The organism is Williamsia soli, from assembly GCF_017377795.1.
Lineage (GTDB): Bacteria > Actinomycetota > Actinomycetes > Mycobacteriales > Mycobacteriaceae > Williamsia > Williamsia soli.
The window spans coordinates 61420-87469 of record NZ_JAFRDR010000012.1 but is presented as its reverse complement, the minus strand read 5'-3'; the positions used below and the strand labels follow the sequence as shown (position 1 = coordinate 87469).

Below are 26050 nucleotides of genomic sequence, written 5' to 3'. Positions count from 1 at the left end.
GTTCAGGTGTGTTGGATGGTCGTCAGGCATCAGCGAGGCCGTGAACGTCGAGGGTTCGTCGACCCTGCTCATCGGAGATGACGTGTGCATCCACTCCGAAGACTGTTGCGAGCAGCTCTGGTTGCAGAACGGTATCCGGGGTGCCGACGGCGGCGAGCCGACCATCGTCGAGGACGGCCATCTGGTCGCTGTAGGTGGTCGCCATGCTCAGATCGTGCAGGGTTACCAAGATTGCTGTTCCTTGGTCCGCGAGTTCGCGGAGGAGGTGCAGGATGGTCAGCTGATGACGCAGGTCGAGGTGGTTGGTCGGCTCGTCCAGGAGCAACACCTGTGGTTGTTGAGCCAGTGCTCGGGCGATGGAGACTCGTTGTCGCTCACCGCCGGAGAGTTCGAGGAGGTCGCGATCTGCCAACGCGGTGAGGCCGACTTTGTTCAGGACGTCGCTGACCACGGCGCGGTCCTGAACGTTGAAGGGTTCGAGCCACCGCCGGTGTGGGGTGCGGCCGAGCTGTACTGATTCGCGGACGGTCAGGCCCCCGAGCGAGGTGGGTTCTTGGACACTGACTCCGATGGAGCGGGCCAGATCTCGCCGGTGCAGGGTGCTGATGTCGTCGTCGCCGAGTGTGATGGAACCGGCGTGGATGGCCAGGGCTCGGTAGCAGGTGCGCAAGAGCGTTGTTTTGCCGCTGCCGTTGGGCCCGACCAACGCCAGTACTTGCCCGCGTGCGACCTCGAGGTCGACGCCACGTAGAACGGTTCGTTGGCCCAGTCGTGCCTGCACCGCGCGGGCATGTAGCCGGTTCACTGGGCTTTTCCGTACCGGTGCCACAGCATCACCAGAAACAGTGGGGCGCCGACCAGGCCGGTGACGACACCGACCGGTAACTCGGTGGAGTTGCTGACTGCGCGGGCGATGATGTCGGCGACGACGAGCGCCAGGGCGCCGGACACGGCAGCGACAGGAATCAATCGGGCGGAGTTTCGGCCCACCAGGTAGCCGGCGGCATGGGGTATCAGCAATCCGATGAACCCGATGGTGCCCGAGACCGCGACGGCAGCGGCGGTCAGCAGCGACACGGCGAGCAACGTCAGGATGCGGAAACGCTGCACGTTCATGCCCAGGGCGGCCGCGCCGTCGTCACCGACCAGGAGCAGGTTGAGCTGGCGGCTGCACGCCACAACGCCAGTGCCCACGACGAGCAGGACCGCCGCCGGGACGGCGAGTATGGTCCAGGTAGCGTCACCGAAACCTCCTGCAAGCCAGCGCATCACGGTCCCGATCTGATGGTCGTTGCCGAGGACGAGCAGGGTGAAGGTGATCAGGGCAGAGAAAACCATCGACATCGCCACCCCCACCAGGACGATCGCGGTCACCGCCTGGGTTCGGACACTGATCGCGATGGCCCCTGCCAATGGGAGCAAAGCGCCCAGGAATGCCGCAGCTGGCAGCGTGAAGACGCCCAGAGCGCCGCCACCTACCCCGAGGACGGTCACCAGCACCACGCCGAACCCCGCACCCGAGGACACTCCCAGCAGGAACGGGTCTGCCAGGGGATTTCGCGTCACCGCCTGTGCGACTGCGCCGGCGATCGCCAGGGCGGCACCCACCACGGCTGCGGTCAACGCCCGGGGCAACCGCGAGTCGATCACGATGGCGTCGCGGGCTTCGGACCACCAGGTTTCGAACGAACCCGGGGCGATGCGCTGGGCAACGATGGCCCACACATCGCCGAAAGGGATGTTGACCGTACCCACCGATACGGCGCCGGCGATAGCCAGCGCCAACCCGCCGAGCATCGGCGCCAGTATTGTCCACAGCGGCAAACGTTCTCGGGTCTTGATCTCTATGGTGTCTGGCTCAGTGGCGGGCGTAGGTCGTGTATCGGCGGCCGAGGCGGTGACAGACATCTGCGTTATCCGGAGGTGGTGAACGCGGCGGGGTGCAGCCCGCGGGCGATGGTTTCCACTGACGTCGCCAGGCGCGAACTTTCAAAGAAGTCGTCGAGCGGTACGACGACTATCCGGTTGTTGCGGATTGCGGGTGTGGTGGCCATGATCGGTTGGCTCTTGAGGTAGGCGATCTTGCCGTCGGCGTCGGTGTCGCCGTAGTCGAGAACGACGATGGCCTCGGGCGCGCGTTCACCGACCACTTCCCAGCTGGTGGTGAAGTACGGTTTGGGTCCTTCGGGGGTGATGTTCTGTGCGCGGGCGTACTCGCCGATGAGGTTGCCGATACCGACGCCGCCGACGGTGAAGGGCTGGTCTTCGCCGGAGTCGTAGAAGAACGTCCGCGTGGGTTCTATGCCGGCGGCATCGAGGCGTTCACGCACGGCATCGAGCCGGTCGGTGATCGACATCGTCAGCTCCTCGGCGGCCTCCGGTACTCCCAAGATGTCGCCGAGTTGGGTGAAATCGGTGCGCAGCACGCCAAGGTCGGAGAAGCCGGCGGTGCAGTATTCGGAAAACAGAAAGGTCTCGATACCGTTCTCCTCGAGCCGGTCTCGGCCCAGCCCGTTCTTGTCGTCGAATGCGCTGCGCATCCCGCCCACGACCAAGTCTGGATCAAGATCCCTGATCTGTTCAAACGTGGGGTATTCCGCCGCCAACGATGGAATGGCTTTGAACTGTTCTGCGACCTCAGGTAACGGATCCTGTTTCTCGCCATAACCCATGCCCACTATCCGGTCGCCCACGCCCATCTGGATCAAGGTTTCGGTGACGTGATCGTTCATCGACACGATCCGTTGGGGCGGCGCGTCAAACGTTGCCGGCCGGTCGCAGTTGGTGATGGACACCGGCTCGGCAAACGCGGCGACCGTCGACTCGCTCGGTGCGGTGTCCTCGCCCCGGGAACAGCTGGTCAGGGCCATGACGGTGGCCGTTGACAGTGCAACGAGCGCGAGCGTACGCAAGTGGAATGACGGGGTGCTGATCGACATCGGACCTCGAGATCTTGCTCAGGTGGCGTACGAGTCGATCCAGCACGGCAGGGCCACCCGTGGCGTGCGCACACGCCAGAGGTCACCAGCTGCCTCGCTGGACTCCCATTCGCAAACCACGACGACATAACGGAGTCACAAGCCCCCATGCGGGCGATCGGGCTCGCCGTCAGATGACGGCCTACCGTTGCGGGACAGCGCCGGACTTCGACCGGCTTCCCCCACCATGGGTGCTAGCAATGCAAACTCACTATCGCACCGACCAGTGCAGGGGTGAACGGCAGGGTAGGACCTAAACGATCTACAGCGCCGATCAACGATGGCACTTCGTGTGTCATTGGTCCAGGCCCGTCCGCCGCTGTTGTTTGTCGGTGAGTCGATGTCGGGCGCAGTCCGCCGCTGCCGACCCGCTGGATCGGCGCACGCAGTCCGCGTTGCAAGCAATGATTCCGGCCCACGCGCCGCCGAGCGCGTGAATTGCGGTGACAGGGCCAGGAGAGTCCAATGCTGGGCCGTGGTCAGACACGGTCAGAAGTATGTGTTGTTGCCTGGTGACCGCGGCGATCCAGGCCACAGGATGCTCGTCGGCGAACTGCGCGTGTGCGAGCGGTGTTTCGGCGTCGTCGGTGTGCTCCAAATAGGTGATCGACAACGCATGTGGGTCGGTGATGTCGATCGCCAATCGACTCGCCACGGGCAGCGGCCGAGTGGGGGTGCGCCGTCGGCCGAGGCGGGTCAGGCCCAGTCCAGCGAGGCTGAAAGGTCGCAGAACAGAGGGGTCGACATTTACACCCGCTGACGGTCGCAGGCCGAACTCGCGGATCCACAAGCCCTGTGCGCCGGTGTGGATGGGCGACCTTTCCGGACCTGCTCCCGCCGGCCACGCGCGGAATGCGTCGCGATCGTGTGTCACCGCAGCACCTCATTTCGTGTTGGTGGCGGCGGTGCTCGTTCCTTTCGGAGCATGCTTTGATGCCGTCGCCGTTGACAGGGCGCCAGATTTGCGTTTGCCCTGTTGTTCCTCAGTTTGTCTCTCCGGCAACTTCATTCGCTGCGTGGGCGGTATGTCGATGACATCCACAACTATCTACCGTTGCGCGCTTGGGACGCGTCCACCGTCAGGACGATCAGGTGGGGGATAACGGGTGTCCACCTAGTGGGGAACACCTATAACTGCGTTAAAGTTTTCGCTCCGTGATCCCACTCGGGGGTCCGTGCCACGTGCGCGTATCAACGGAGGATGCGGCTGCAGCTGCTGACAGATGCGCGAGAACTTGTTGTCGACCTAGCACCTGCGGTGCGGCGCGGTATATCCCCAGTTCGGTGTACACCACCGAGCGGCGGTATGTTCGGGCGAACGATATCCGACAGCATTCACCCGGCGCTTGTACCGCGTCGCCACCAGCAAAGGCCCATCACTATGGCACGCAAGACCATCGAGCACATCACCGACGATTTCGACGGCTCCGAGCTCGATCCCTCGGAAGTGATCGTGGAAACGTTCACCGTCAATGGTGTGGACTACTCACTCGATCTCGGTGGCAAGTCCGCAGCAAAGTTCGACAAGGACATGCAGAAGTGGATCGACAAGGCCACCAAGATCGGCGGCCGGCAAAAGCGCTCCGCCAACAAGCAGGCCCCTGCCCCCACGCGCGCCACCACTCCCGCAGCCGTCGCCGGCGGCGACAAGGCGCAGCTGTCGGCGGTCCGCGAATGGGCACGGGCGAACGGCTACGAGGTCTCCGACCGTGGTCGCATCCCGCGCGCAATCGTCGAGGAGTTCGAAGCAGCGCACTGACGCCCCTGCCAGTGATCTTTCCGCGGGGCCATACCACGCCCGTTGTCAGCAGTCGTCACTTTCGAACGTAGAACTCGTTACTCGGCTAGGGCGAACGATTTCAGTGTGGTGAAACGCCGTCGGGGTCGGCGCTACGCGGTCATGGGCATAGCCCAGTAGTGAAACGGCCCGACCCCCTTCGAACTCCTACGTCACTGCTTCTGCTCCGCCAAGATGCCACTTGGGCGCTGTACGACCAGCTGACCGGTCTACGCAACCGTGGAGGTCTGGACGCCGAAAGAACCTTCGCTGGCGTGCATTATGGCTTGTCGGCGCCGTTCGTGGTCGTGGTGATTGATCTGGACGACTTCAATCCATCATTGACCGACACGGACACCTACATGGAGATGGCGTGCTCACCGAGATCTCAGCGTGTACCGCATCGGTGTTCGACGCCCCAGCGAGACACACGTCCGGTAGCGACATGCATTCGCGAGGCGGGCCTGGTCAGTGAGGGAGTGGTGCGTCGGTGCGGTGGATGCGTCGCATAAGAGTGCGTGCGGCCGCTGTGACCAGTGGTCGATCGTGGGTGAAGGTATAGGCGAAGCGCCGGTCGGGTTCGATGGAGGGGTCGCCGACGTCGCGGGCTATCAGTGCACCGAAATAATGTGGGGCGGTGACCGTGATCGTCCATTCCTGCGCCAGGGGTTCACCGGGCGTGATGGCGGTGCCGTGGACGCCGGGCGCGGGGTGCGGCGGCATGTCGACACCGAGGGCGACGACGAACGCGTGGGGGTGGATGCTCGCCAGAGCCGAGAAACGCTGGGCCACTGCGGAGGTGAAGTTGCGGGCGTGCTGGAAGGTGGCGAGGACGGTCACCGGTCCGTGGGCACCTGCGGCGGAGTCTTCGAGGTGCCGGGACAACGCCGCGAGGAGACCTTTGTGGCCCTCTCTGGCGGGTAGGTGCTCGAGGATCGCCGATGGTGAGTCATGCCCACCGGCTCTGGTGCGCGCAGCGAACGAGGGAAGGGGCCGGTGTACAGCCGGTAGGTCGGTGAGTAGTGGGCCGGGTCGGCCCAGGTACCACCCTTGCCCGTATCTGGCGCCTAGAGAACGAGCTTGAAGCAGGTCGGCGGCGGTCTCGATGCCTTCGGCGACGATGAGGGTGGCGGGGTTGGTTTCGGCGTAGGCGGCGATCGCCGCGATGGTCGCGGCGTCCGACGATGTGGGTCTGCGGGCGCGAATCAGCGGGCCGTCGATCTTGATGATGTCGGGTGCTACGTAGTCGAGCATGGTCAGGCAGTCGGCGGTGGAGCCGACATCATCGAGCGCTACGCCGATACCTTCGGCGCGTGCGCTTTCGGCGATGTTGATGACGCGGCCTGGGTCTACGAGCAGCGCCCGTTCGGTGATCTCGACGACCAGACGCCCGGCCCAACGGTGGCGGGCCGGCGCGATCTGTTTCGTCAGTGACACCGCAGGGGTGGTGTCGGCTTCAACGTTGACAAATAGCGCATAGGACTCGGGGAGGGCGGCGTGGTGTGCGCCCTGCAGCGCTGCTCGTTGGGCGGCTCGGTCCAGCTCATCGAGAGCCCCCGCTGCTCTGGCTGCGGAGAAGACGGCTCCGGGATGTAGGTGTGGTGCATCAGGCCAACGTGCCAACGCTTCGTATCCGATGGTCCGCAGATCGTGCAGGTCAACGATGGGCTGGTACACGCTGGTGATCGGCGGCATGGCACCGTCGGCGATGAGCACATCAACGTTGTCGCCTGAGGCTGACATGAGTACCCCACCGTTTCCTGGACCTTGAAGGCCACGTTATCAACGTCGCATCAGCGGCGGCCTTTGGACATCAACCGTGTTGCGCCACCTGCCTCGGGTTCGGTCGCGGACATCAACTGGCCTGAGGAGCAATAGCGCAGGGCATTGATGGTCTGTCTTGTCACTGACCGTGCGTCATCGTTGCTCGTCTCCGGTCATGCGAGGGTCGTGCCCGGGAACTCGGTAGCTGCTGACCGGTGGCTCACGCGCGGCCCGACTGCTCACGCGAACGCTGTTGTCTTGTGCTGGTGGGCCGGGTAATCCGGCAGGACAGCGATTCTTTCGTCTTCTCGCCGAGGCTCGCGACGATTCCGACCTACGCACCAGTCGACGACACGGCGCAGAGAGCCGGGCAGGCCGGTACCGTCCGCGACCTGTGTGTAGGCCGCGGACTCCACTCGCGTTCCGTTGATCACGGCCTCATATGCGATGTCACGAGCAAGGTTCGCAATCCACGAGGGATCTGATCGGTTCTGGTCGGTCGCGCTTTCTTCGCCGACGACGAGAATGCGGCACGAGTCCGGTGTTGAGGTTGCGTTTGATGCGGCTGCGAGCAAGCGCTCCATCTCGATACGCCGGGCCCACCGATGCCTCCACCGACCACGCATTGATCTTTCCTCGGAGCCGGACGCGTTGGCTGTGGTGACGACGTATGCCTGGAGACCGTCTCGGTGCGAGACAGGGGAACCCTCGGCATGACCCGACCGACGGTGTCCGCTGTGCCGATTTCGTAGTTCGGGTGGGCCGGGGTCGATGACCTCGACGACTGCACCCGAATCGACCAGCGAGTCACACACGCGATCTCTGAGGTCATTCTCGCGGCCGACGACCACCACCAACATCCTGTCAGATCCGGTTGGCAATGTAGAGGTGCGTTGGTCGTCCTCTACCGAACCGAGTAGGACGGCACTGACCTCGTTACTCAACTGGAACAGTCGAGACAGTTGTTGGTCTAGAGCCCCCTTGGTCTGCGGTCGCTGCGGGGATAGCGCGATGGTGGTCATGCATGATCTCCTGTGTAGCAAAGACTTTGAGGTATGTGTGAGCGTCGGCGGCGAAGCTGGCAGTGGTGTGCAACTTCGGGTGCCTGTCCGTAATCTGTCGTCGGTACCCAGCATCGGCGTCCGTCGTCAGCGTGAGGATCCACGGGACGGTCTCAGGCGACGCCTCCACCGTGTTGGTATCGAGCGTGGCCAGGATGTCGCGGGAGAGCGCCTCGAGGGTGGCCGCGGTCAGTCGGGCCGGATTGTCTGCGAAGGCCAAGCACACCTCCTGGCACTGCGGCTCGCCAAGACGGGCGACGTCGTTCTGCATGTGCCACTGCCGCGGAAGCAGTCGGGACTCCGAATCGATCGTCGCGCTCGAGCGGCGCGTTCGTTGCGAGAACGCCGCGCCGGCAAGTTTCTCCGCATGGCACCGAAACGCGAGAATCCGCGCCGGCGTTGCGCAGATTCGAAAACAGCACTCCATGACAACCGCTTTCACGGCCACACTCCTTTTTTATCAGTTAACCGGACTCTAGCCCGGAAAAAAATAAAAGCCAGTCCGCTCTATTTGCGGACGTGTTTCCGAAAACTACTGTGGCAAAGAAGATGTGAAAATCTCGGGACGGGCAGAGGGCTACCCGGGGGTGAGTTCGTGGGCAGCTGGACTTTATTTTTTTCTGGGCTATGGTCGGTCGGTGAGCGGCTCTTGCAGCCGCGATACACCTATGGCATTGAGGAATGATGGCAGAAAAGAATTCGAGTTCGAAGAAGAAGCGTCTAGTGCTCAAGCAGAGACGTGACCAAAAAAGGGCAGTGGCGGAACGGACGGTCGTCCGGAGGCGCAAGAATGCTTGACCCCGGTCCACGCAATCGAACACTCGCCGAGGTGCTGGCCGCACTGCACGAGCACTTCTCGACCACCACGCGTCTGGACCGTCGGGCGAGGCCGGTCACACCGACGCCTCGGTACCGAGTAGACGCCGGGACCGCCGTCGTGAGAAGGCGATCCTGCAAGCAATTGAAGCGCGGTTGACCGATGAGATCATCACGGCCACAAAGCGTGACCCCGAATACGACGCGGGGTACATATCAGGCGTGGAATTGGCGCTGCGCTATCTGGCTCTGGCTCGGACCAACCTCGCCATGGAGAAGGCCGCGATTTCCTGTCGCCCAGTTTCGTCGCCGGGATGGGTGGGGTGAGTGTCGGTGACCATCCCCATAGCACCCGCCACTGGCTGACGCCCCTCGACACCGGCCGAAGTGATCGACTGGTGCTCTCTGCGACGAGGAATCGGCGCGTAGATGAAGGTGGTGCGTGCCCTTCGAGCTGTCGGAGGTATTTGGCACGGAAGCTGGTCAGAGCTGCTAAGGGCCAATAGCGCTGACGTCCACGACATACCAAGACCAATCGGCAGGGTTCAATGCGTTCCGCGGAGCGCCGTCAGGCGGCGATGGGTTGTTCGTGCTGTGTGGTGCGCAGTTCCCAGATGGCGTAAAGGACTTCGGTGGTGTAGCCGAGGTCGAGGCGTCCGCCGCCGACGGGTTCGACTGCGTCTGGTGCGATTTTCGGGTCGGGTTGCCAGCCGGTGGGAGTTGTTGTTGCGGGGGCGGTCTCGATCAACGAGCCGTCGGTGCGGTGGAAGGTGAACCGCTGGTGTCCGAGTGCGGTGATGGTGAACTCGCCGTGGTGGAGTGCGCGGTGGTGGGTAGAACACAACAGGATCAGGTTGTCCGGGTCGGTGGTGCCGCCGTTGCGCCAGAAGCGGACGTGGTGGGCGTGCAGGTGTCGGGTGCGACCGCAGCCCGGGTGCCGGCACCCGCGGTCTCGTTCGAACAGTGCGCGGAGCAATGACCGGGTGGGTAGGCGGCGTTTGCGACCCCAGGTCATCGCCACACCCAACTTGCCAGTCTTGTCGCGCCGGTGTCTGACGGTGCGTATTGACCCACCGCATGCCGCCTCATCTGTCTTGGTTTCCGAGACCGCCGGACCACCGTCGAGGTGCGGTTCGGTCTCGGCGTCCTCGGCATCGGTGTGGATCACGATTTCGGCTCCGGGCGCGAACTCGGGCATGTCGATCATGGTCGCGACCGAGTCGGCCATTGCGACGACCGCCTCGGCGATGTTGGAGGGCACATGCCGCCAGAGATCTGGTTTCGGCGTAGCGGTATCGGTGGGCGCACTGTCCGGGACTTCCGTAGGAAGATCAGGATCGGTGCAGGTGCGGGTGCGTTCGTATTCACTGCGCACGACGCCGGCGAGAAGTCGGGCGCCGTCGATGGGTCGCAGTCGCATGGTCACCGACAGTGTTCCGTCGTCGTTCCACCGCCACCGGGCGTCGGATTCGGCTGGTTTCGTTGCACTGTCGTCGTCGCGGTGGTCGATGTGTTTGATGGATCGAACGAGATGCTCGACCTGTGCCGCCGTTGCTGACAGCGCTACCGACAGCAATTCTTGTTCGCGGTCGATGGTGGCGACGCGGGTCAGCGCGCGGACCTTCGAGTACGACAGCCGCCCGTCGTGGAATGCCGTGTGCAGGTGTGGCAGCTCGATGAGTGCGTGGGCGATGCGCAGGTGGTCTTGGGCGGTGCGTAATGACAGTCCGGTGCGCCAGGAGAGCCATTGTGGGCAGGAACGGATTCCTTCGCCGTTCCAGACCCCGCGGTTGTCGAACTCGACGAGCAGGTCGAAGAACTGTGCGGTCAGGGCCGCGATCTGACTGGCGTATCCGACGACTCGTTCGGTGAGTTGAACGTCCGATAGCCCTGCGGGATCGGCTGTGTCGAAGATGTTCGATGACCCGTACACCACTCCGAACGGTTGCGACTCGATTGCGTTGACCGACACTTCTGCCCCCTGATGACCCCTGATTCAGTTCTGCGGTGACAGTAGCCGGACCCACCGACAATGAGGTTGCGGTGCGCTCCGCGGAACGCGGCGGCGAGCGCTGATGGGGGATATACGACTAATGCAGGACATGAAGCGGGTTGCGGCATAGAGGTTGCTCGGTGCCCCCGGTCAGACTCGAACTGACACTGGACGGGTTTTGAATCCGTTGCCTCTGCCAATTGGGCTACGGGGGCGTCTTCCTGCAGAGGTCACTTTAGATGACGAGCCCGGTGAGAATCCAACCGGTACTGTTGCGTCCTATCGTGGTGCAAGTGGCGGGGGTGAAAGCCCTGGCCGGGCGTGCCAGTGGGCAGGCATTTCAACGTGGAGGTGGGACCGATGGCGACGACGGACGCAAGCGCAGCCAAGGCCGAGGAGTCGACGCCCGTGACGCGACGGGTTTTGGTCGCCGAAGATGACTCGCTCATCCGGATGGACCTCATCGAGATGCTCCGTGAAGAGGGCTACGACGTCGTCGGGGAGGCCCCAAACGGTCAGGTGGCCGTCGACCTCACTGAAGAACTCCGACCTGATCTGGTGATCATGGACGTGAAGATGCCGGTCCGCGACGGCATCGATGCCGCGGCAGAGATCGCAAGCAAGCGGCTGTCCGCGGTTGTGATGCTGACCGCGTTCAGTCAGCGTGAATTCGTGGAGAAGGCGCGCGACGCCGGTGCGATGGCCTACCTCGTGAAACCGTTCACGAAGGCGGACCTGGTGCCGGCGATCGAGGTGGCGGTCAGTCGCTATACCGAGCTCCATCTACTCGAAGCGGACGTTGCGGATCTGACGGAGCGTCTGGAGATCCGGAAATTGGTCGAACGCGCAAAGGGCATTTTGATGCAGACGCATGCGTTTACCGAACCCGAGGCCTTCAAGTGGATCCAGCGTGCGGCGATGGACCGCAGGACCACCATGAAGGCGGTTGCTGAAGTAGTCATCGAGACTTTGGGCACGAAGGCCAAATAGCCTGCCGGGCAATGTCTTCACGGCACCTTGCCTGGCTATGAGCCGGGCGCGACGAGCCCTGTTGCGACAGCCGCAACAGCACGTTGGTCTCGATCTGGTCACAGCCTGGGCGGACGTCATCGGAGTTTCACGAACGTTACTCGTGGGCAACACGATCGCGCTAGCTTTACCCGAGCGAGTGGCGGTCGTATGCGTCGTTAAAAGTCGCGCCGCGCTCGAGTGATTTACCGCGAGGAGAATATTGATGGCCCACAGATATCTCTTGAGGGGAACAGTCGCAGCGGCTGTTGCCGCCTTGGCATTGGCCGGGTGTAGCAGTTCAGACGATTCCGAAGATTCGTCGTCGAGCGAGACCACGACAGCCACCGCAGATTGCGGCGACAACGTCGATCAGGCCACCCCTGGCCCGGTCAGCACGAATCCCCTGAAGATCGGCACCTTGCTTCCTGCGACCGGCAGCCTGGCGTTCCTCGGCCCGCCCGAGTTCGCGGGCGTCACGCTGGCGGTCAACGACATCAACGCCGCAGGCGGCGTGCTGGACAAGCCCGTTGAAGAAGTCAACGGCGACTCCGGCGACACCACCACGGATACCGCGAGCGCCACTGTCGACCGCGAGCTCGCGGCCGGCACCCAGGTCATCATCGGTGCGGCATCGTCCTCGGTGTCCCTCAAGGTCATCGACAAGATCGCCAGCGCTGGAGCAGTCATGTTCTCGCCGGCCAACACCTCGGACGAGTTCACCTGCTACAAGGACAAGGGCATGTACTTCCGTACCGCCCCTGCCGACACGCTGCAGGCGCAGGCCCTGGCTCAGGTGATCGCTGAAGGCGGTGTTCAGCGCGTCTCCATCCTGGCGATGAACGATCCGTACGGAACCGGCCTGGCCGACAACACCGTCGCCGACCTGGAGGCTGCCGGCATTCCGTCGGACCAGATCCAGAAAATCATCTACGACCCCAACGCGCAGTCCTTCAATGCTGAGGTCGACCAGGTGAAGAACTTCAACCCGGACGGCATCGCAGTCATCGGGTTCGAGGAGAGCGCCAAGATCATCACCCGCATGAACGAGGTCCAGATCGGACCGAAGGACAAGCTCGTCTTCGGCGTCGACGGCAACATGGGCAACGCTCTGGGTGAATCCGTTGGACCCGGCATCCTCGAGGGTATGAAGGGCACAGCGCCGCTGACCGCGCTGGGACCTGACTTTGCAGCCCGGCTCAAGGCAGTCGACCCGGCCCTCATCGACTTCAACTACGCACAGGAGAGCTACGACGCCACTGTCATCTCAGCTCTCGCCGCGGAGATCGCGAAGTCGACCAACGGTATGGCCATCGCCTCGGAGATCAACGGCGTGACCAAGGACGGCACCAAGTGCACCACGTACGCGGAGTGCTTGGCGTTGGTCAAGGCGGGCACCGACATCGACTATGACGGTGTCACCGGCGAACTCGCGTTCGTGACCGCAGGCGAGCCGTCCATCGGCTCGTATGGCGTACTCGAGTTCGACGGCAACAACAAGTTGATCGATCCGGTCGCCGACTACAAGGTGGTTTCGGACAACTGATGTCCTGACATCGCCTGACTGAACGCACCAGGGAGGCCCGGACCGAAAGGTCCGGGCCTCCCTGCTGTTTGTGAAGGCTTCGAAAGGCGTTCTGGGCTACTTCTTTTCAGAGCTTCCGGCGAGGGTACCGAGGTACAGCTCGATGATCTTCGGGTCGTTGGCAAGGTTGAGGCCTGTGTCGGTGTAGGCGTTGCGGCCCTGATCGAGCACGTAGCCACGGTCACAGATCTGCAGGCAGCGTCGGGCGTTCTGCTCTACCAAGATCACCGAGACGCCGGTGGCGTTGATCTTCTTGATGCGGATGAAGACCTCGTCCTGGAACATCGGCGACAACCCGGCTGAAGGCTCGTCGAGCAGCAGCACCGACGGCTCCATCATCAGCGCTCGTCCCATGGCCACCATCTGACGTTCGCCACCGGACAACGCACCTGCCTTGACCTTGCGGCGCTCGGACAGCAACGGGAAGAGTTCGGACACGAACTCGAAACGTTCGTTGAACTTCTTCGGGCGCAGGTAGATCCCCATCTCGAGGTTTTCTTCGATGGTCAGCGCCGGAAAGACGTTCAGCGTCTGGGGCACATAACCGACGCCTTTGGTCACCAAGACGTGCGCCTTGGCGGAGGTGATGTTCTCCCCGCGCAAACTGACCGCGCCCACGCGCACGGGGATCAACCCGAACAGCGTCTTGAGCAACGTCGATTTGCCGGCACCGTTGGGGCCGATGATGCCGACGATCTCACCGTCGTCGAGGTAGAAGTTGCACTCCTCGAGGATGTTGATGCCGGGAAGGTAGCCGGCGGTGATGTCGTCGGCACGCAGCAGCGCGTTGACGGCCTGCTCGCGATGCACCTCGGGAGTCGCGGCCAGTTCGGCGCGCGTCAGTCCCTTATCTGGTTGTGCTGTAGCCGATTTGGACATGTCGGGACCGCTCATGCCTTGTCCTTTCTGTCCGTGGTGCCGTGGGATGTGTCCCGTGTGGGAACAATCGGTTCCGACAGATCACCGCCTGCCTTCAGGGTCTGTTCCATGGCGGCCTCGACTTCCTCGGCCAACGCCGCCGTTTCGCCGACAGGGTTGCCGTCAGCATCGAATTCGAGCGCCTGATCGTGATGGCCGCCCAGATACGCATCGACGACGGCCTCGTTGTCCCCGAGCCGTTCGGGGAGCGACTCGGCGATCACCTTGCCCTGCGCCATCACCACCACCCAGTCGCTGATGTCGCGGATGACGTCCATGTCGTGTTCGACGAACACGACACTCATGCCTTCGTCGCGCAACGACTTGATGTGTTCGAGCAGGCTCTGGGTCAGCGCGGGGTTCACGCCGGCCATGGGCTCGTCGAGCATGACGACCTCGGGATTGGTCATCAACGCACGTGCCATCTCCAGGAGCTTGCGCTGACCACCGGACAGCGAGCCGGCGTAGTCGTCGGCCTTGGTGTCGAGCTTGAATCGCTTGAGCAATTCGTACGCGCGCTCGGTCGTTTCGGCCTCCTGCTTACGCCAGACCCAGGGCGCGAGCGCGGCGAACATGTGCTCGCCCTTTTGGTGGCGGGCACCGAGCCGAACGTTGTCGAGCACCGAGAGTTTCGACAACGCCTTCGTCAGCTGAAATGTCCGAACCATGCCGTTGCGCGCCACCTTGTGCGGCACAATCCGTCCCATCGGGTGACCATTCAGTTCCCACGTGCCGGTGTCAGGTTTGTCGAAACCGGTGATGAGGTTGAAGAACGTGGTCTTGCCGGCACCGTTGGGTCCGATCAGACCGGTGATGCATCCGCGCTGGATCTCCAGGTGGTGCACATCGACCGCCTTGAGGCCGCCGAAGGTACGGGTGATCCCGTCAACCGTGATGATCGGATCGGGCTTGCTGGATCCGGCTTCCGGGCTCACATCGGCAAAGATCGCGGCACGTTCTTCCGCGCCGAGCACCTTCAACTCCGCCAGCGTGGCCGGGGCCGCCTCTGTGGTGAGGGTGGCTGCGTCGACGCTCAGGTCGGGCTCGCCGGAGTTGTCTCCGTCTTTCACGTGGCGTCCGTCAGGCATCGAGCTGCACCTCCCGCTTGTTGCCCAGAATTCCTTGCGGTCTGAAGACCATCATCAGGGCTATCGCCAATCCCAACAAGACGTAACGGATGGCGCCGACCTGCTGCTGGCTCAGATCGAACCACGCGTCGGGACCGGAGGTGACCTGCCGCAGCAGTGCATCGGGGATCGCCAGCAGGAACCAGAAGAGCATGGCTCCTACCACCGGACCGAAGACTGTTGCCGCGCCACCGAGGATGAGTGCTCCATAGGCGAAGAACGTCTGGGCCGTCGAATAGAAGTCGGGGTTGATCGACTGCGTCTGCAGCGCGTTGTAGACGCCGGCAATACCGCCGATGCAGCCGCCGAGGATCAGTGCCTGCATCTTGTAGAAGTAGGCGTTCTTACCGAGCGAGCGGGCGGCGTCCTCATCCTCGCGGACGGCCTTGAGGACGCGACCCCACGGGCTGCGGACCAAGAGCCAGACCAGCAGGCAGAGCAGCAGTACGATCGCCCAGCCGACCACCATCGCCCACAGATCGGTGCCCTGGAACTTGACTCCGAAGAAGTCGTACTGCTTGCCGTTGTCGAACGGGCTGTACTCGAAGAAGCCGGAGGCGTATCCGAAGATGCCGTTGGTGGAGTGGGTCAGATCGTCAGCGGCAGTCGACCGGAACACCAGACGCAGGATCTCTGAAGCAGCGATCGTCACGATCGCCAGATAGTCCGCTCGCAGGCGCAGGGTAGGGAAGCCGAGTACCAGGGCCAGAACCCCGGCGGCGACGATGCCGACGATGGCGCCGATCCACAACGGCTGGTCGTAGTTCTCGGCCATGATGCCCACGCCGTAGGCGCCGAGCAGGGCAAAGCCGATCTGTCCGAAGTTGAGCAGTCCGGCGTAGCCGAAGTGCAGGTTGAGGCCGATGGCCAGCAGCGCGTAGAAGATCGCCGATGGACCGACCAGCTGAGCGATTGCGATCTGGAGTGCGGAAATGATGTCCATGAGTCAGCCGATCCTCGCTTTGGACCCGAGAATGCCCTGCGGTCTGATGGTGAGAATGACGATGAGAACGAGCAAACCACCGATGTACTTGAGATCGGGATCGATCCAGTACGTCGAGAGCTGCACCAGCAGACCGACGATCACACAGCCGAGGAGCGCACCGTAGGCGGTACCGAGTCCGCCGAGCGTGATGCCCGCGAACATGAGCAGCAAGAGCTTGAAACCCATCTCCCATTGGACGCGGCCGCCGAGTTCGGACATGGCGAACAGCACGCCACCGAGGGTCGCGAGCCCGCCGGCCATGGCCCAGACGAACAAGATGACACGGTCCACGTTGATACCTGATGAAGCCGCTAGGTCGCGGTTGTCGGCGACGGCGCGCATGGCCTTGCCGATTCGCGTCTTCTGCAACATGACGGCCACTGCGACCAGCACGACGAGGCTGATGATGATGCACCAGAGGTTGACCGGCGTGATGGCGAAGGCGCCCGAACCGATCTGCTTCTGCACCTGGTAGTCGTCGAAGGGTTCGGCGCGATCGGAGAAGAAAATAAGGATCAGGTAGCGCATGACGAGCGCGAGACCGATCGAGACGACCAGCATGGCGATGAGTCCGGATCGGCGTCGTCGCAGCGGTCGCCAAATCCCGAGTTCGTTCAAGATGCCGATGCCGATGCCGACCACGATCGCGAGAATGGTCGCGGGTATGAGCTGGATGCCCATCTTCACGTTGAAGAACCAGGCCACCACGGCGCCGAGGGTCACCAGTTCGCCGTGGGCGAAGTTGGTGAGGCCAGTGGTACCGAAGATCAGGCTCAGCCCCACACCACAGATGGCGATGATGAGACCGAACCGAAGACCGTCGATCGCCAGTCGCGTCAGTTCCTCCGCAGCGGACACCTCGTTGGCGGACCGTTCGGCACCGAAGAGGAAGATGACCGGGCGCGGCGAACCCTCGACGACGACGACGTCGACTGTGTCCTTCTGGACCTCGACGCCGTCCGGCACCGTGGTCTTGTCGATGACCACCGAGTAGTTGCCCGGCGGGACGTTCACCTCCCAGGTGCCCGTGTTCGACGAGGTGGCTGATTCGACGATCGCGCCGGCCCCGTCTTTCGCGTCGACCTTGACGCCGGCAACGGGTTCGGAACCATTGCGCAGGGTTCCGAAGACGCGCACGGTGTCGTCGGTGGTGGGGGCTGGTGCCGCAGCTGCGATACCTGAGCCCATGAGTCCGGCAAACATGAGTGACGCAAGCAGGGTGAGCAGAGCGCCCGCCCCCAGCCTGGCTCCTGTTACCCGTGCTCGTTGAGCAGGACGGGGCATCACGCTTGAATCCTCCCGAAGGTGGTCATCGCCCGGCGGTGGTGCCGGACATCAACAGTCGTCTGGGCGGACTCTATAACCCGTAACCGCACTCGGCAGGCTTTCTAAGTTTCCGCCCAGTTACTGTTGAGTTACCAGAGCTGTGACCTCGAAAAACGCTGTGCGATTTCGCTTTTTTGGGCCGTACCGGCGGGCCTGTCACCCCCGCTCCATACACTTGGGACCGTGAGTCCTGCGCAGACAAGTCAGCCCGGCCGTTCCACGGCGAAGTCCTCGACGAAAGCGGCCGAGCCGCCGACGCTGATGCTGCTCGACGGGCACTCGCTCGCGTTCAGGGCGTTCTTCGCCCTGCCCGCCGAGAATTTCAAGACGGCGTCAGGGCAGACCACCAACGCGGTGTACGGGTTCACCTCGATGCTGATCAATCTACTGCGCGACGAGAACCCATCCCATATCGCCGCGGCGTTCGACGTCTCGCGCCAGACCTTCCGCGCCGAGGTGTTCCCGGAGTACAAGGCGCAGCGCAGCTCGGCCCCGGATGAGTTCCGTGGCCAAGTCGACCTGACCAAAGATGTGTTGGGCGCGATGGGGATTCCGGTGCTCTTCCGCGAAGGCTACGAGGCCGACGACATCATCGCCACGCTGACCACGCGCGCCGAGGAACAGGGCTTCCGGGTGCTGGTGGTCACGGGCGACCGGGATTCGCTGCAACTCGTGAGCGACAACGTCACCGTGCTCTATCCGAAGAAGGGGGTCTCTGAGCTCACCCGGTTCACTCCGGAAACTGTCGAGACCAAGTATGGGCTGACCCCGGCCCAGTATCCCGATTTCGCCGCCCTGCGCGGCGACCCGTCCGACAACCTCCCAGGTATCCCGGGCGTGGGGGAGAAGACGGCGACCAAGTGGATCCGCGAATACGGATCGCTCTCGGGTCTGGTCGACAACGCAGACAAGGTCAAAGGCAAAGTGGGAGAAGCATTTCGCGCCCATATCGCCAGTGTCCAGATGAACCGCCAACTCACCGAACTCGTGCGCGACATGGATCTGCCGTTGCAGCCCGACGAGCTCGCCTTGGCCCCCTGGGACCGAGACAAGATCCACCAGTTGTTCGACGACCTCGAGTTCCGGGTGCTGCGCGACCGGCTGTTCACCACCCTGACCTCGGCCGCGCCAGAGGCCGAATCCGGGTTCGATCTCCGGGGCAACCTGCTCGGCGCCGGGGAGGTGGCCGCCTGGCTCGCTGCGCATGCTGCGCCCGGGACCGGTCGCAGTGGACTGACGATCCTCGGGCCGCGACAGGTATACGGCTCGGATGTCACCGGTATCGCGATCGCGGCGGCCGATGGCGAGTCGGGATACCTCGATCCTGCGGAGATCGGCCCTGAGGACGAGACGGCACTCGCCGACTGGTTGGCCGATGTCAACGTTCCGAAGGCGATCCACGAGGCCAAGTGGGCCTTCCACGCCTTGCGGGGTCGGGGATGGCGCCTCGGTGGTGTCACCAGCGACACCACGCTGGCGGCGTACCTCATCCTTCCTGGACAGCGGTCGTTCAATCTCGACGATCTCGCGCTGCGGTACCTGCGCCGGGAACTGCGCGCCGACGCTGTCACCGACGACGGACAGATGTCGCTCCTGGACGAGGACTCGGGAGCACAGGCCGCGGCCGATCAGGCGATGTTGCAGGCACAAGCCGTGGCCGAACTGGCCAACCGGTTCGATGAGGAACTGGCCAAGATCGATTCCGGCTCTCTGCTGACCGACATGGAGCTACCTCTGCTGTTCGTGCTGGCTGAACTCGAGGCGGCCGGTATCGGGATCGACGTCCCGCACCTAGAGGACCTCGAATCGGGGTTTGCTGCACGCGTCCGGGAATCGGCCGAACTCGCCTACGAGGTGATCGGCAAACAGATCAACCTGGGCTCGCCCAAGCAGCTTCAGGTGGTGCTGTTCGACGAGCTCGAGATGCCGAAGACCAAGAAGACCAAGACCGGCTACACCACCGATGCCGACGCACTGGCCGGACTGTTCGAGAAGACCGGACATCCGTTCCTCGAGCACATGCTGGCCCATCGCGATGCGACCAGGCTCAAGGTCACCGTCGCGGGGTTGCTCAAGACGGTCGCCGACGACGCCAGGATCCACACGACCTTCAATCAGACGGTCGCCGCGACGGGGCGGCTGTCGTCGACCGAACCGAACCTGCAGAACATCCCGGTCCGCACCGATGCCGGACGTCAGATTCGCCAGGGATTCGTCGTCGCCGACGGATATGACTCCCTGATGACCGCCGACTACAGCCAGATCGAGATGCGGATCATGGCGCACCTGTCCAAGGACGAGGGCCTGATCGAGGCGTTCAACACCGGCGAAGACCTGCACAGCTTCGTGGGATCGCGGGCGTTCGGCGTTCCGATCGAAGAGGTCACGCCGGACATGCGTCGCCGGGTGAAAGCGATGAGCTATGGCCTCGCCTACGGCCTGAGCGCGTTCGGTCTGTCGGCTCAACTGAAGATCAGCACCGCTGAGGCCAAGGAGCAGATGGAGGCATACTTCACCCGTTTCGGTGGGGTGCGCGACTACCTCCGCGAGACCGTCGAGGAAGCGCGACGAAACGAATACACGTCCACGCTGTTCGGGCGTCGCCGCTACCTTCCCGATCTCAACAGCGACAACCGGCAGCGCCGCGATGTCGCCGAGCGGGCGGCCCTCAACGCGCCCATCCAGGGCACCGCGGCCGACATCATCAAAGTCGCGATGATCGATGTTCAGCGATCGCTGGCCGAGGAGAAGTTGTCGTCACGCATGCTGCTGCAGGTACACGACGAACTCGTCTTCGAGGTGGCCGGCGGTGAGCAGGAGCGCCTTGAGGCACTCGTGCGCGCGAAGATGGGCGGCGCGATCGAGTTGTCGGTGCCTCTCGATGTGTCCATCGGCTACGGCAGATCGTGGGATGACGCCGCCCACTGACAGCCCCTGAAAAGTTCTTCCGAAGTCGTGTCGATCTGGTCGATACTCGTTCGACGAATGGGTGAGGACCATAAACGGAACCTCGTATACACCTACCGAATGAGGAGAACATCATGCGTTACATGCTGATCATGCGGGACTCGCAGGAGGCCATCGACGCGAGCAAAGAGATCCCGTTTGACGAGATCATCGCCGCGATGGGGGCTTACAACGAGTCTCTTGTTAAGGCAGGCGTCCTGCTGGCCGGTGAGGGCCTGGCCGACGCCTCGGAGGGATTCGTCGTCGACTTCGAGTCCGACCCGCCGGTGGTGACCGACGGCCCGTACGCAGAAGCGAAAGAATTGTTCAGCGGATTCTGGATGCTCGAGGTGTCGAGCAAGGAGGAGGCCGCGCAGTGGGCGTCACGGTGCCCCCTGGGGCCGGGCAGCAAGCTCGAGGTGCGCCGGGTTGCCGGCGCCGAGGACTTTCCCCAGGACAACGAGTGGATTCAGAAGGAAGAGCAGTGGCGGGAGGAGCAGGCCAACCGCGCAGCCAACTGAGGTGGGGGTGAGCGGCGCGGAGGCGATCAACCGCATCATCGATGCGGTCTGGCGCATGGAGGCCGCCAAGATCATCGCCTCATTGACCCGGATGGTCGGAGATGTGGGTCTGGCCGAAGACCTCGCTCAGGAGGCGCTGGTCGAAGCAATGTCGAAGTGGCCGGAGTCGGGCGTCCCGCGTAATGCGGGTGCCTGGCTCACCACGGTGGCCAAGCGCCGGGCGGTCGATGGCTGGCGGCGCCAGGTACGACTCGATCAGAAGTACGTCGCCATCGCCCGAGATCTCGAGACGCGGCCTGACGCAGAACTCGGTTGGGATCCCGACCACATCGACGATGACGTGCTGCGACTGGTGTTCGTCTCGGCGCACCCGGTGCTGGCCCGTGAAGGCCAGATCGCTCTCACGTTGCGGGTCGTCGGAGGCCTGACGACCGACGAGATCGCGCAGGCGTTCCTGACCTCGACGGCCACGATCCAGCAGCGGATCGTACGAGCGAAGAAGACTCTGAAAGCGGCCGACGTGCCCTTTGAGGTGCCGCCGCGTGAGGAGTACCCGAAGCGCCTGTCGGCGGTGCTCAGTGTTCTCTACCTCATCTTCAATGAAGGGTATTCGGCGTCGTCAGGCGATCGCTGGATCCGTTCAGAGCTGTGCGGGGAGGCACTCCGGCTCGGCAGGATCCTGGCCGGGCTCGTGCCGGACGAGCCGGAGGTGCACGCGCTGGTCGCGCTGATGGAGTTCCAGGCGTCGCGGTTCGGTGCGCGGACCACCACGGACGGGACCCCCATCCTGCTCTCGGATCAGGACCGGAGTCGGTGGGATCAGGCGCAGATCCGCCGCGGTGTGCAGGCCCTGGCTCGCGCCGACGATTGCGGGCGGGGCAGAGGCCCGTACGGCCTGCAGGCCGCACTCGCCCAGTGTCATGCCACCGCGCCCACCGCGCAGGACACCGATTGGCAGCGCATCGTGATCCTCTACGAGGCGCTGGGCCGAATCGCGCCGTCGCCTGTCGTCGACCTCAATCGCGCTGTCGCGGTGTCGATGGCGTCTGGGCCGGGTCTGGCGTTGGAGATCGTGGATGAGTTGGTCGCCGCGGGCTCATTGTCGCGTTCTCATCTGCTGCCGGCGGTCCGGGGCGAACTACTGGCCAGGTTGCATCGCGACACGGAGGCGCGTGCGGAGCTGTTGGTGGCAGCTGACATGGCCGGAAACCAAAGGGAGAGCACGGTTCTGCGCGCCAAGGCGGCCGCGCTGGGCGACACGTTCGGTGAAAACCGTTGACTGAGGTGACCCGGGCAGTAATGTGGTGTGAGTCACATAGCCCTCGGAGGTAACGCCATGGCATCTGCCGGAATGAACGAACTCCATCGCAGCATCGGAGCTCTGCGGCACCACATCGTCGCACTGAAGTTGCAATATGGGGACGTCGACTCCGTGCGACGCATGACCAACGATCTCGACCGCCTAGAGATCGATCTGCACGACTTCGAGAAGTCGCCGCCCCCGCTGATGCGCCCACCGGTGAACAAGAACGACGTCGTCTATGTCCCCGACAGCAAGTCGGACGAGTCCGCGTGGCTCGGCGCGCAGGATGAGGGGTTGGGGTTCCACTCGCGTGAGCGGACGAAGTGAGCGCCCCCGCAACTGAGCGGGAAAAAACCGGGGTCTTCTCACCCGGCAGGGCACGAATACTCGTACGCACACTGCGGAAGGACCGCTGGTGGTTGTCGCCGCTGCTGACCGCGGTAGGTCTGTCCGCATTCGTCATCTACGCGACGGTGAGATCTTTTGTCCGAACCGCCTATTGGGTTGAGGACTACCACTACCTGACGCCGTTCTACTCACCCTGTCTGAGCGAGTCCTGCGTGCCAGGGTCCAGCCATTTCGGGACGCCCTTCCCGGAACTGCCGATGATCATCCCGCTCGGGTTCGTGGTCTTGCCGTTCCTACTGGGGTTCCGTCTGACCTGCTACTACTACCGCAAGGCCTACTACCGTTCGTTCTGGTTCTCCCCTCCGGCCTGCGCCGTCGCCGAGCCGCACAGCAAGTATTCCGGGGAGACCAAACTGCCGCTCATCATCCAGAATGCGCACCGATACTTTTTCTACGCCGCGGTCATCGTGTCGCTGATCAACACCTACGACGCTGTGACGGCCTTTCATGCCAAGGGAGGCGGGTTCGGAATCGGGCTCGGGAACGTGATCCTGGTCGGCAACGTGATCCTGCTGTGGGTTTACACCGTCTCCTGCCACTCGTGCCGTCACGTCACCGGTGGCCGCCTCAAGCACTTCTCGGCGCACCCCATTCGCTATCGGATCTGGACGCAGGTGTCCAAGCTCAACGCCCGGCACATGCAGTACGCGTGGATCACCTTGGGCACCCTGGTGCTCACCGATTTCTACATCATGATGGTGTCCAGCGGGACCATCTCCGACCTGCGGTTCATCGGTTGACGATCATCCCGGAAGTCCTGCTGCGCTGCTGAATACATTGCTATCTGCGAGGAGTCGAACAACAGATGACCGAAGTCGAACGCCACCGGTACGACGTCGTCGTGATCGGTGCCGGCGGGGCCGGCTTACGCGCGGTGATCGAGGCCAGGGAACGTGGTCACTCGGTGGCGGTGGTGTGCAAGTCGTTGTTCGGCAAGGCGCACACCGTGATGGCCGAGGGCGGTTGCGCGGCGTCGATGGGCAATGCCAACTCCAAGGACAACTGGCAGACCCACTTCAAGGACACCATGCGCGGTGGAAAGTTCCTCAACAACTGGCGTATGGCCGAACTCCACGCCAAAGAGGCCCCGGACCGGGTCTGGGAACTGGAAACCTATGGCGCCCTGTTCGACCGCACCGAGGACGGCAGGATCGCGCAGCGCAACTTCGGTGGCCACACCTACGCCAGACTTGCCCACGTCGGCGACCGCACCGGTCTGGAACTGATCCGCACGATGCAGCAGAGGATCGTCGCGCTGCAGCAAGAGGACTTCGCGGCGACCGGGGACTACGAGGCCCGGATCAAGGTCTTTGCCGAGTGCACCATCACCGAACTGCTCAAGGACGGTGACGCCATCTCGGGCGCCTTCGGTTACTGGCGCGAATCCGGCCGTTTCGTGCTGTTCGAGTCGCCGGCGGTGGTGCTGGCCACCGGCGGCATCGGCAAATCCTTCAAGGTGACCTCGAACTCCTGGGAATACACCGGCGACGGTCACGCGCTGGCTCTGCGCGCCGGTGCAAGTTTGATCAACATGGAGTTCATCCAGTTCCATCCGACCGGGATGGTCTGGCCGCCCAGCGTGAAGGGGATCCTCGTCACCGAGGGCGTTCGCGGCGACGGCGGGGTCCTGAAGAACACTGACGGAAAACGCTTCATGTTCGACTACATCCCGCCCGTCTTCAAAGGCCAGTACGCCGAGACCGAAGAAGAAGCGGACAAGTGGCTGGCGGACAACGACAGTGCCCGGCGAACCCCCGATCTGCTTCCGCGCGACGAGGTCGCCCGGGCCATCAACGAAGAGGTCAAAGCCGGCCGCGGTACCGACCACGGCGGCGTCTACCTCGACATCGCGTCGCGCATGCCCGCTGACGAGATCATCCGCAGGCTGCCGTCGATGCACCACCAATTCAAAGAGCTCGCTGACGTCGACATCACTGCTGAACCGATGGAGGTCGGGCCCACCTGTCACTACGTCATGGGCGGCATCGAGGTCGACCCGGACACCGCGGCTGCACGAGTTCCCGGACTGTTCGCGGCCGGGGAGTGCTCGGGCGGCATGCACGGATCAAACCGATTGGGCGGCAACTCGTTGTCGGATCTGCTGGTGTTCGGCCGTCGCGCCGGACTGGGTGCGGCCGCCTATGTCGAGGGCCTGAAGAAGCGGCCTGAGGTCGCGGCCGAGGACATCGATCGAGCAGCGAGGTTCGCACTCTCGCCGTTCGACCCGCCGACCGAGGGCAGAGCGGAGAATCCCTACACGCTGCATACGGACCTGCAACAGTCGATGAACGACCTCGTGGGGATCATCCGCAAAGCCGACGAGGTCGAGGAGGCGATCGAGGTGCTCGCAGGTATCCGCGGCCGTCTCGCAGGCATGCAGGTCGAAGGCCACCGACAGTTCAACCCCGGCTGGCACCTCGCAGTGGACCTGCGGAACATGCTGCTGGTCTGCGAGTGCGTGGCGAAGGCCGCGCTACTGCGGACCGAGAGCCGGGGCGGTCACACCCGAGACGACCACCCGGGTATGGACTCGGACTGGCGTAACACCCTGCTGGTCTGCACCGCGGACGGAAACGACGACTCGCCTGTGCCCGAGGTGACCGTGGTCAAGGAAGAGCAGACGCCGATGCGTCCGGAGTTGCTGGAACTCTTCGACTTCTCCGAGATCGAAAAGTACTACACAGCAGGGGAAATTGCAGGACACCCTGATGCCGGCGGGACCAAGGAGAACTGAGATGGGCTACGACGCGAAGTTCCGGGTGTGGCGCGGCGACACCGACGGTGGCGATCTGCAGGACTACACCGTGCAGGCCAACGACGGTGAAGTCGTCCTCGACATCATCCACCGACTACAGGCCACCCAGACGCCCGATCTCGCCGTCCGGTGGAACTGCAAGGCAGGCAAATGCGGCTCGTGCTCGGCGGAGGTGAACGGGAGGCCCAAGCTGCTGTGCATGACCCGGATGTCCACGTTCACCGAGGACGAGGTCATCACGGTCACCCCGATGCGCACGTTCCCGGTGATCCGGGACCTCGTCACCGATGTCTCCTTCAACTATCAGAAAGCACGCGAGATCCATTCGTTCACGCCACCCGAGGGGCTGAAGGCGGGGGAGTACCGCATGAAGCAGGTCGATGTGCAGCGGTCGCAGGAGTTCCGCAAGTGCATCGAGTGTTTCCTGTGCCAGGACACCTGCCACGTGGTGCGTGATCACGAGGAGAACAAAGAAGCCTTTGCAGGCCCGCGGTATCTGATGCGGGTGGCCGAGCTGGACATGCACCCACTCGACGTCGCCGAACGCCGGAATTCAGCACAAGAAGAGCACGGCCTGGGGATGTGCAACATCACCAAATGCTGTACCGACGTATGCCCCGAACACATCAAGATCACCGACAACGCCCTGATCCCGATGAAGGAACGTGTTGCTGATCGCAAGTACGACCCATTGGTCTGGTTGGGTGACAAGCTTTTTCGGCGCTGAGGCCGCTATGCGTTAGTTTCGACTCGAACTGGGTACTCGCCCGCCGGACCAA

The 26050-nt window shown here is 63.4% G+C and carries 21 protein-coding genes, 1 tRNA gene and 1 riboswitch; of the genes, 10 read left to right on the top strand and 12 right to left on the bottom strand.

Annotated elements, in window-relative coordinates; all coding sequences use genetic code 11:
* Positions 1 to 22 precede the first annotated feature (22 nt).
* From J3S28_RS24845 to J3S28_RS24830, 4 genes are all read right to left on the bottom strand, one after another.
* Positions 23 to 805, bottom strand: coding sequence for an ABC transporter ATP-binding protein (locus tag J3S28_RS24845; RefSeq protein WP_207843632.1), 783 nt, complete (start codon positions 803 to 805; stop codon positions 23 to 25).
* Complete coding sequence (locus tag J3S28_RS24840) at positions 802 to 1908, bottom strand: FecCD family ABC transporter permease (protein ID WP_207843631.1); 1107 nt, start codon at positions 1906 to 1908, stop codon at positions 802 to 804. Before J3S28_RS24840 ends, J3S28_RS24845 begins: the two co-directional genes overlap by 4 nt.
* A gap of 5 nt (positions 1909 to 1913) precedes the next feature.
* Positions 1914 to 2870, bottom strand: coding sequence for an ABC transporter substrate-binding protein (locus tag J3S28_RS24835; RefSeq protein ID WP_372436074.1), 957 nt, complete (start codon positions 2868 to 2870; stop codon positions 1914 to 1916).
* Positions 2871 to 3071: 201 nt separating this feature from the next.
* Positions 3072 to 3183: riboswitch (cobalamin riboswitch) on the bottom strand.
* A gap of 90 nt (positions 3184 to 3273) precedes the next feature.
* Entirely contained in the window at positions 3274 to 3852 is a 579-nt protein-coding gene (locus J3S28_RS24830) for a hypothetical protein (RefSeq protein ID WP_207843629.1), read from the bottom strand.
* Between the two features lie 507 nt (positions 3853 to 4359).
* On the opposite strand from J3S28_RS24830, the gene J3S28_RS24825 reads away from it, so the two are divergent.
* Entirely contained in the window at positions 4360 to 4737 is a 378-nt protein-coding gene (locus J3S28_RS24825) for a histone-like nucleoid-structuring protein Lsr2 (protein WP_207843628.1), read from the top strand.
* A gap of 486 nt (positions 4738 to 5223) precedes the next feature.
* On the opposite strand, the gene J3S28_RS24820 is transcribed toward J3S28_RS24825, so the two are convergent.
* The 4 genes from J3S28_RS24820 to J3S28_RS24805 all read right to left on the bottom strand — a co-directional run bounded on the left by J3S28_RS24820 (position 5224) and on the right by J3S28_RS24805 (position 10604).
* Positions 5224 to 6498 (bottom strand): sensor domain-containing phosphodiesterase, encoded by a 1275-nt coding sequence (locus J3S28_RS24820; RefSeq protein WP_207843627.1) that lies wholly within the window; start codon positions 6496 to 6498, stop codon positions 5224 to 5226.
* 260 nt (positions 6499 to 6758) lie between these two features.
* The gene (locus J3S28_RS24815) at positions 6759 to 7541 is read right to left on the bottom strand and encodes a hypothetical protein (protein WP_207843626.1); all 783 of its coding nucleotides are present in this window, start codon (positions 7539 to 7541) and stop codon (positions 6759 to 6761) included.
* Between the two features lie 1423 nt (positions 7542 to 8964).
* Complete coding sequence (locus J3S28_RS24810; protein WP_307797413.1) at positions 8965 to 10368, bottom strand: HNH endonuclease; 1404 nt, start codon at positions 10366 to 10368, stop codon at positions 8965 to 8967.
* A 162-nt stretch (positions 10369 to 10530) separates the two neighbouring features.
* A tRNA-Leu gene (locus tag J3S28_RS24805) sits at positions 10531 to 10604 on the bottom strand.
* A gap of 145 nt (positions 10605 to 10749) precedes the next feature.
* On the opposite strand from J3S28_RS24805, the gene J3S28_RS24800 reads away from it, so the two are divergent.
* Positions 10750 to 11379 carry an ANTAR domain-containing response regulator gene (locus tag J3S28_RS24800; protein ID WP_207843625.1) on the top strand — a complete coding sequence of 210 codons (630 nt, stop codon included), beginning with the start codon at positions 10750 to 10752 and terminating at the stop codon, positions 11377 to 11379.
* A 244-nt stretch (positions 11380 to 11623) separates the two neighbouring features.
* Positions 11624 to 12943 carry an ABC transporter substrate-binding protein gene (locus tag J3S28_RS24795; protein WP_207843624.1) on the top strand — a complete coding sequence of 440 codons (1320 nt, stop codon included), beginning with the start codon at positions 11624 to 11626 and terminating at the stop codon, positions 12941 to 12943.
* A gap of 96 nt (positions 12944 to 13039) precedes the next feature.
* Here the strand turns inward: J3S28_RS24795 and J3S28_RS24790 are convergent, their stop codons facing one another.
* From J3S28_RS24790 to J3S28_RS24775, 4 genes are read right to left on the bottom strand one after another with little or no spacing between them, the layout of a single operon-like run.
* The gene (locus J3S28_RS24790; protein WP_237342074.1) at positions 13040 to 13876 is read right to left on the bottom strand and encodes an ABC transporter ATP-binding protein; all 837 of its coding nucleotides are present in this window, start codon (positions 13874 to 13876) and stop codon (positions 13040 to 13042) included.
* Entirely contained in the window at positions 13873 to 14988 is a 1116-nt protein-coding gene (locus J3S28_RS24785) for an ABC transporter ATP-binding protein (protein WP_207843623.1), read from the bottom strand. The genes J3S28_RS24790 and J3S28_RS24785 overlap by 4 nt, the downstream gene beginning before the upstream one ends.
* Positions 14981 to 15970, bottom strand: a complete 990-nt coding sequence (locus J3S28_RS24780; protein ID WP_207843622.1) for a branched-chain amino acid ABC transporter permease — start codon at positions 15968 to 15970, stop codon at positions 14981 to 14983. The genes J3S28_RS24785 and J3S28_RS24780 overlap by 8 nt, the downstream gene beginning before the upstream one ends.
* A gap of 3 nt (positions 15971 to 15973) precedes the next feature.
* Positions 15974 to 17296 carry a branched-chain amino acid ABC transporter permease gene (locus J3S28_RS24775; protein ID WP_207843621.1) on the bottom strand — a complete coding sequence of 441 codons (1323 nt, stop codon included), beginning with the start codon at positions 17294 to 17296 and terminating at the stop codon, positions 15974 to 15976.
* A gap of 225 nt (positions 17297 to 17521) precedes the next feature.
* Between J3S28_RS24775 and polA the strand changes: the two genes are divergently transcribed.
* From polA to J3S28_RS24740, 7 genes are all read left to right on the top strand, one after another.
* Positions 17522 to 20266, top strand: coding sequence for a DNA polymerase I (gene polA / locus J3S28_RS24770; protein ID WP_207843620.1), 2745 nt, complete (start codon positions 17522 to 17524; stop codon positions 20264 to 20266).
* A gap of 113 nt (positions 20267 to 20379) precedes the next feature.
* On the top strand, positions 20380 to 20805 hold the full coding sequence (locus J3S28_RS24765) for a YciI family protein (protein WP_207843619.1): 426 nt from the start codon (positions 20380 to 20382) through the stop codon (positions 20803 to 20805).
* A gap of 55 nt (positions 20806 to 20860) precedes the next feature.
* Entirely contained in the window at positions 20861 to 22084 is a 1224-nt protein-coding gene (locus J3S28_RS24760) for an RNA polymerase sigma factor (protein WP_207843713.1), read from the top strand.
* 57 nt (positions 22085 to 22141) lie between these two features.
* The gene (locus J3S28_RS24755) at positions 22142 to 22435 is read left to right on the top strand and encodes an Rv0250c family protein (RefSeq protein WP_084835862.1); all 294 of its coding nucleotides are present in this window, start codon (positions 22142 to 22144) and stop codon (positions 22433 to 22435) included.
* A complete protein-coding gene (sdhC, locus tag J3S28_RS24750) occupies positions 22432 to 23256 on the top strand; it encodes a succinate dehydrogenase subunit SdhC (protein WP_207843618.1) in 825 nt (274 codons plus the stop codon). Before J3S28_RS24755 ends, sdhC begins: the two co-directional genes overlap by 4 nt.
* Positions 23257 to 23321: 65 nt before the next feature.
* Positions 23322 to 25250: a fumarate reductase/succinate dehydrogenase flavoprotein subunit gene (locus J3S28_RS24745; RefSeq protein WP_207843617.1), complete on the top strand. Its 1929-nt coding sequence runs from the start codon at positions 23322 to 23324 to the stop codon at positions 25248 to 25250.
* A 1-nt stretch (position 25251) separates the two neighbouring features.
* Positions 25252 to 25998, top strand: coding sequence for a succinate dehydrogenase/fumarate reductase iron-sulfur subunit (locus J3S28_RS24740; protein WP_207843616.1), 747 nt, complete (start codon positions 25252 to 25254; stop codon positions 25996 to 25998).
* The last annotated feature ends 52 nt before the right edge of the window (positions 25999 to 26050 follow it).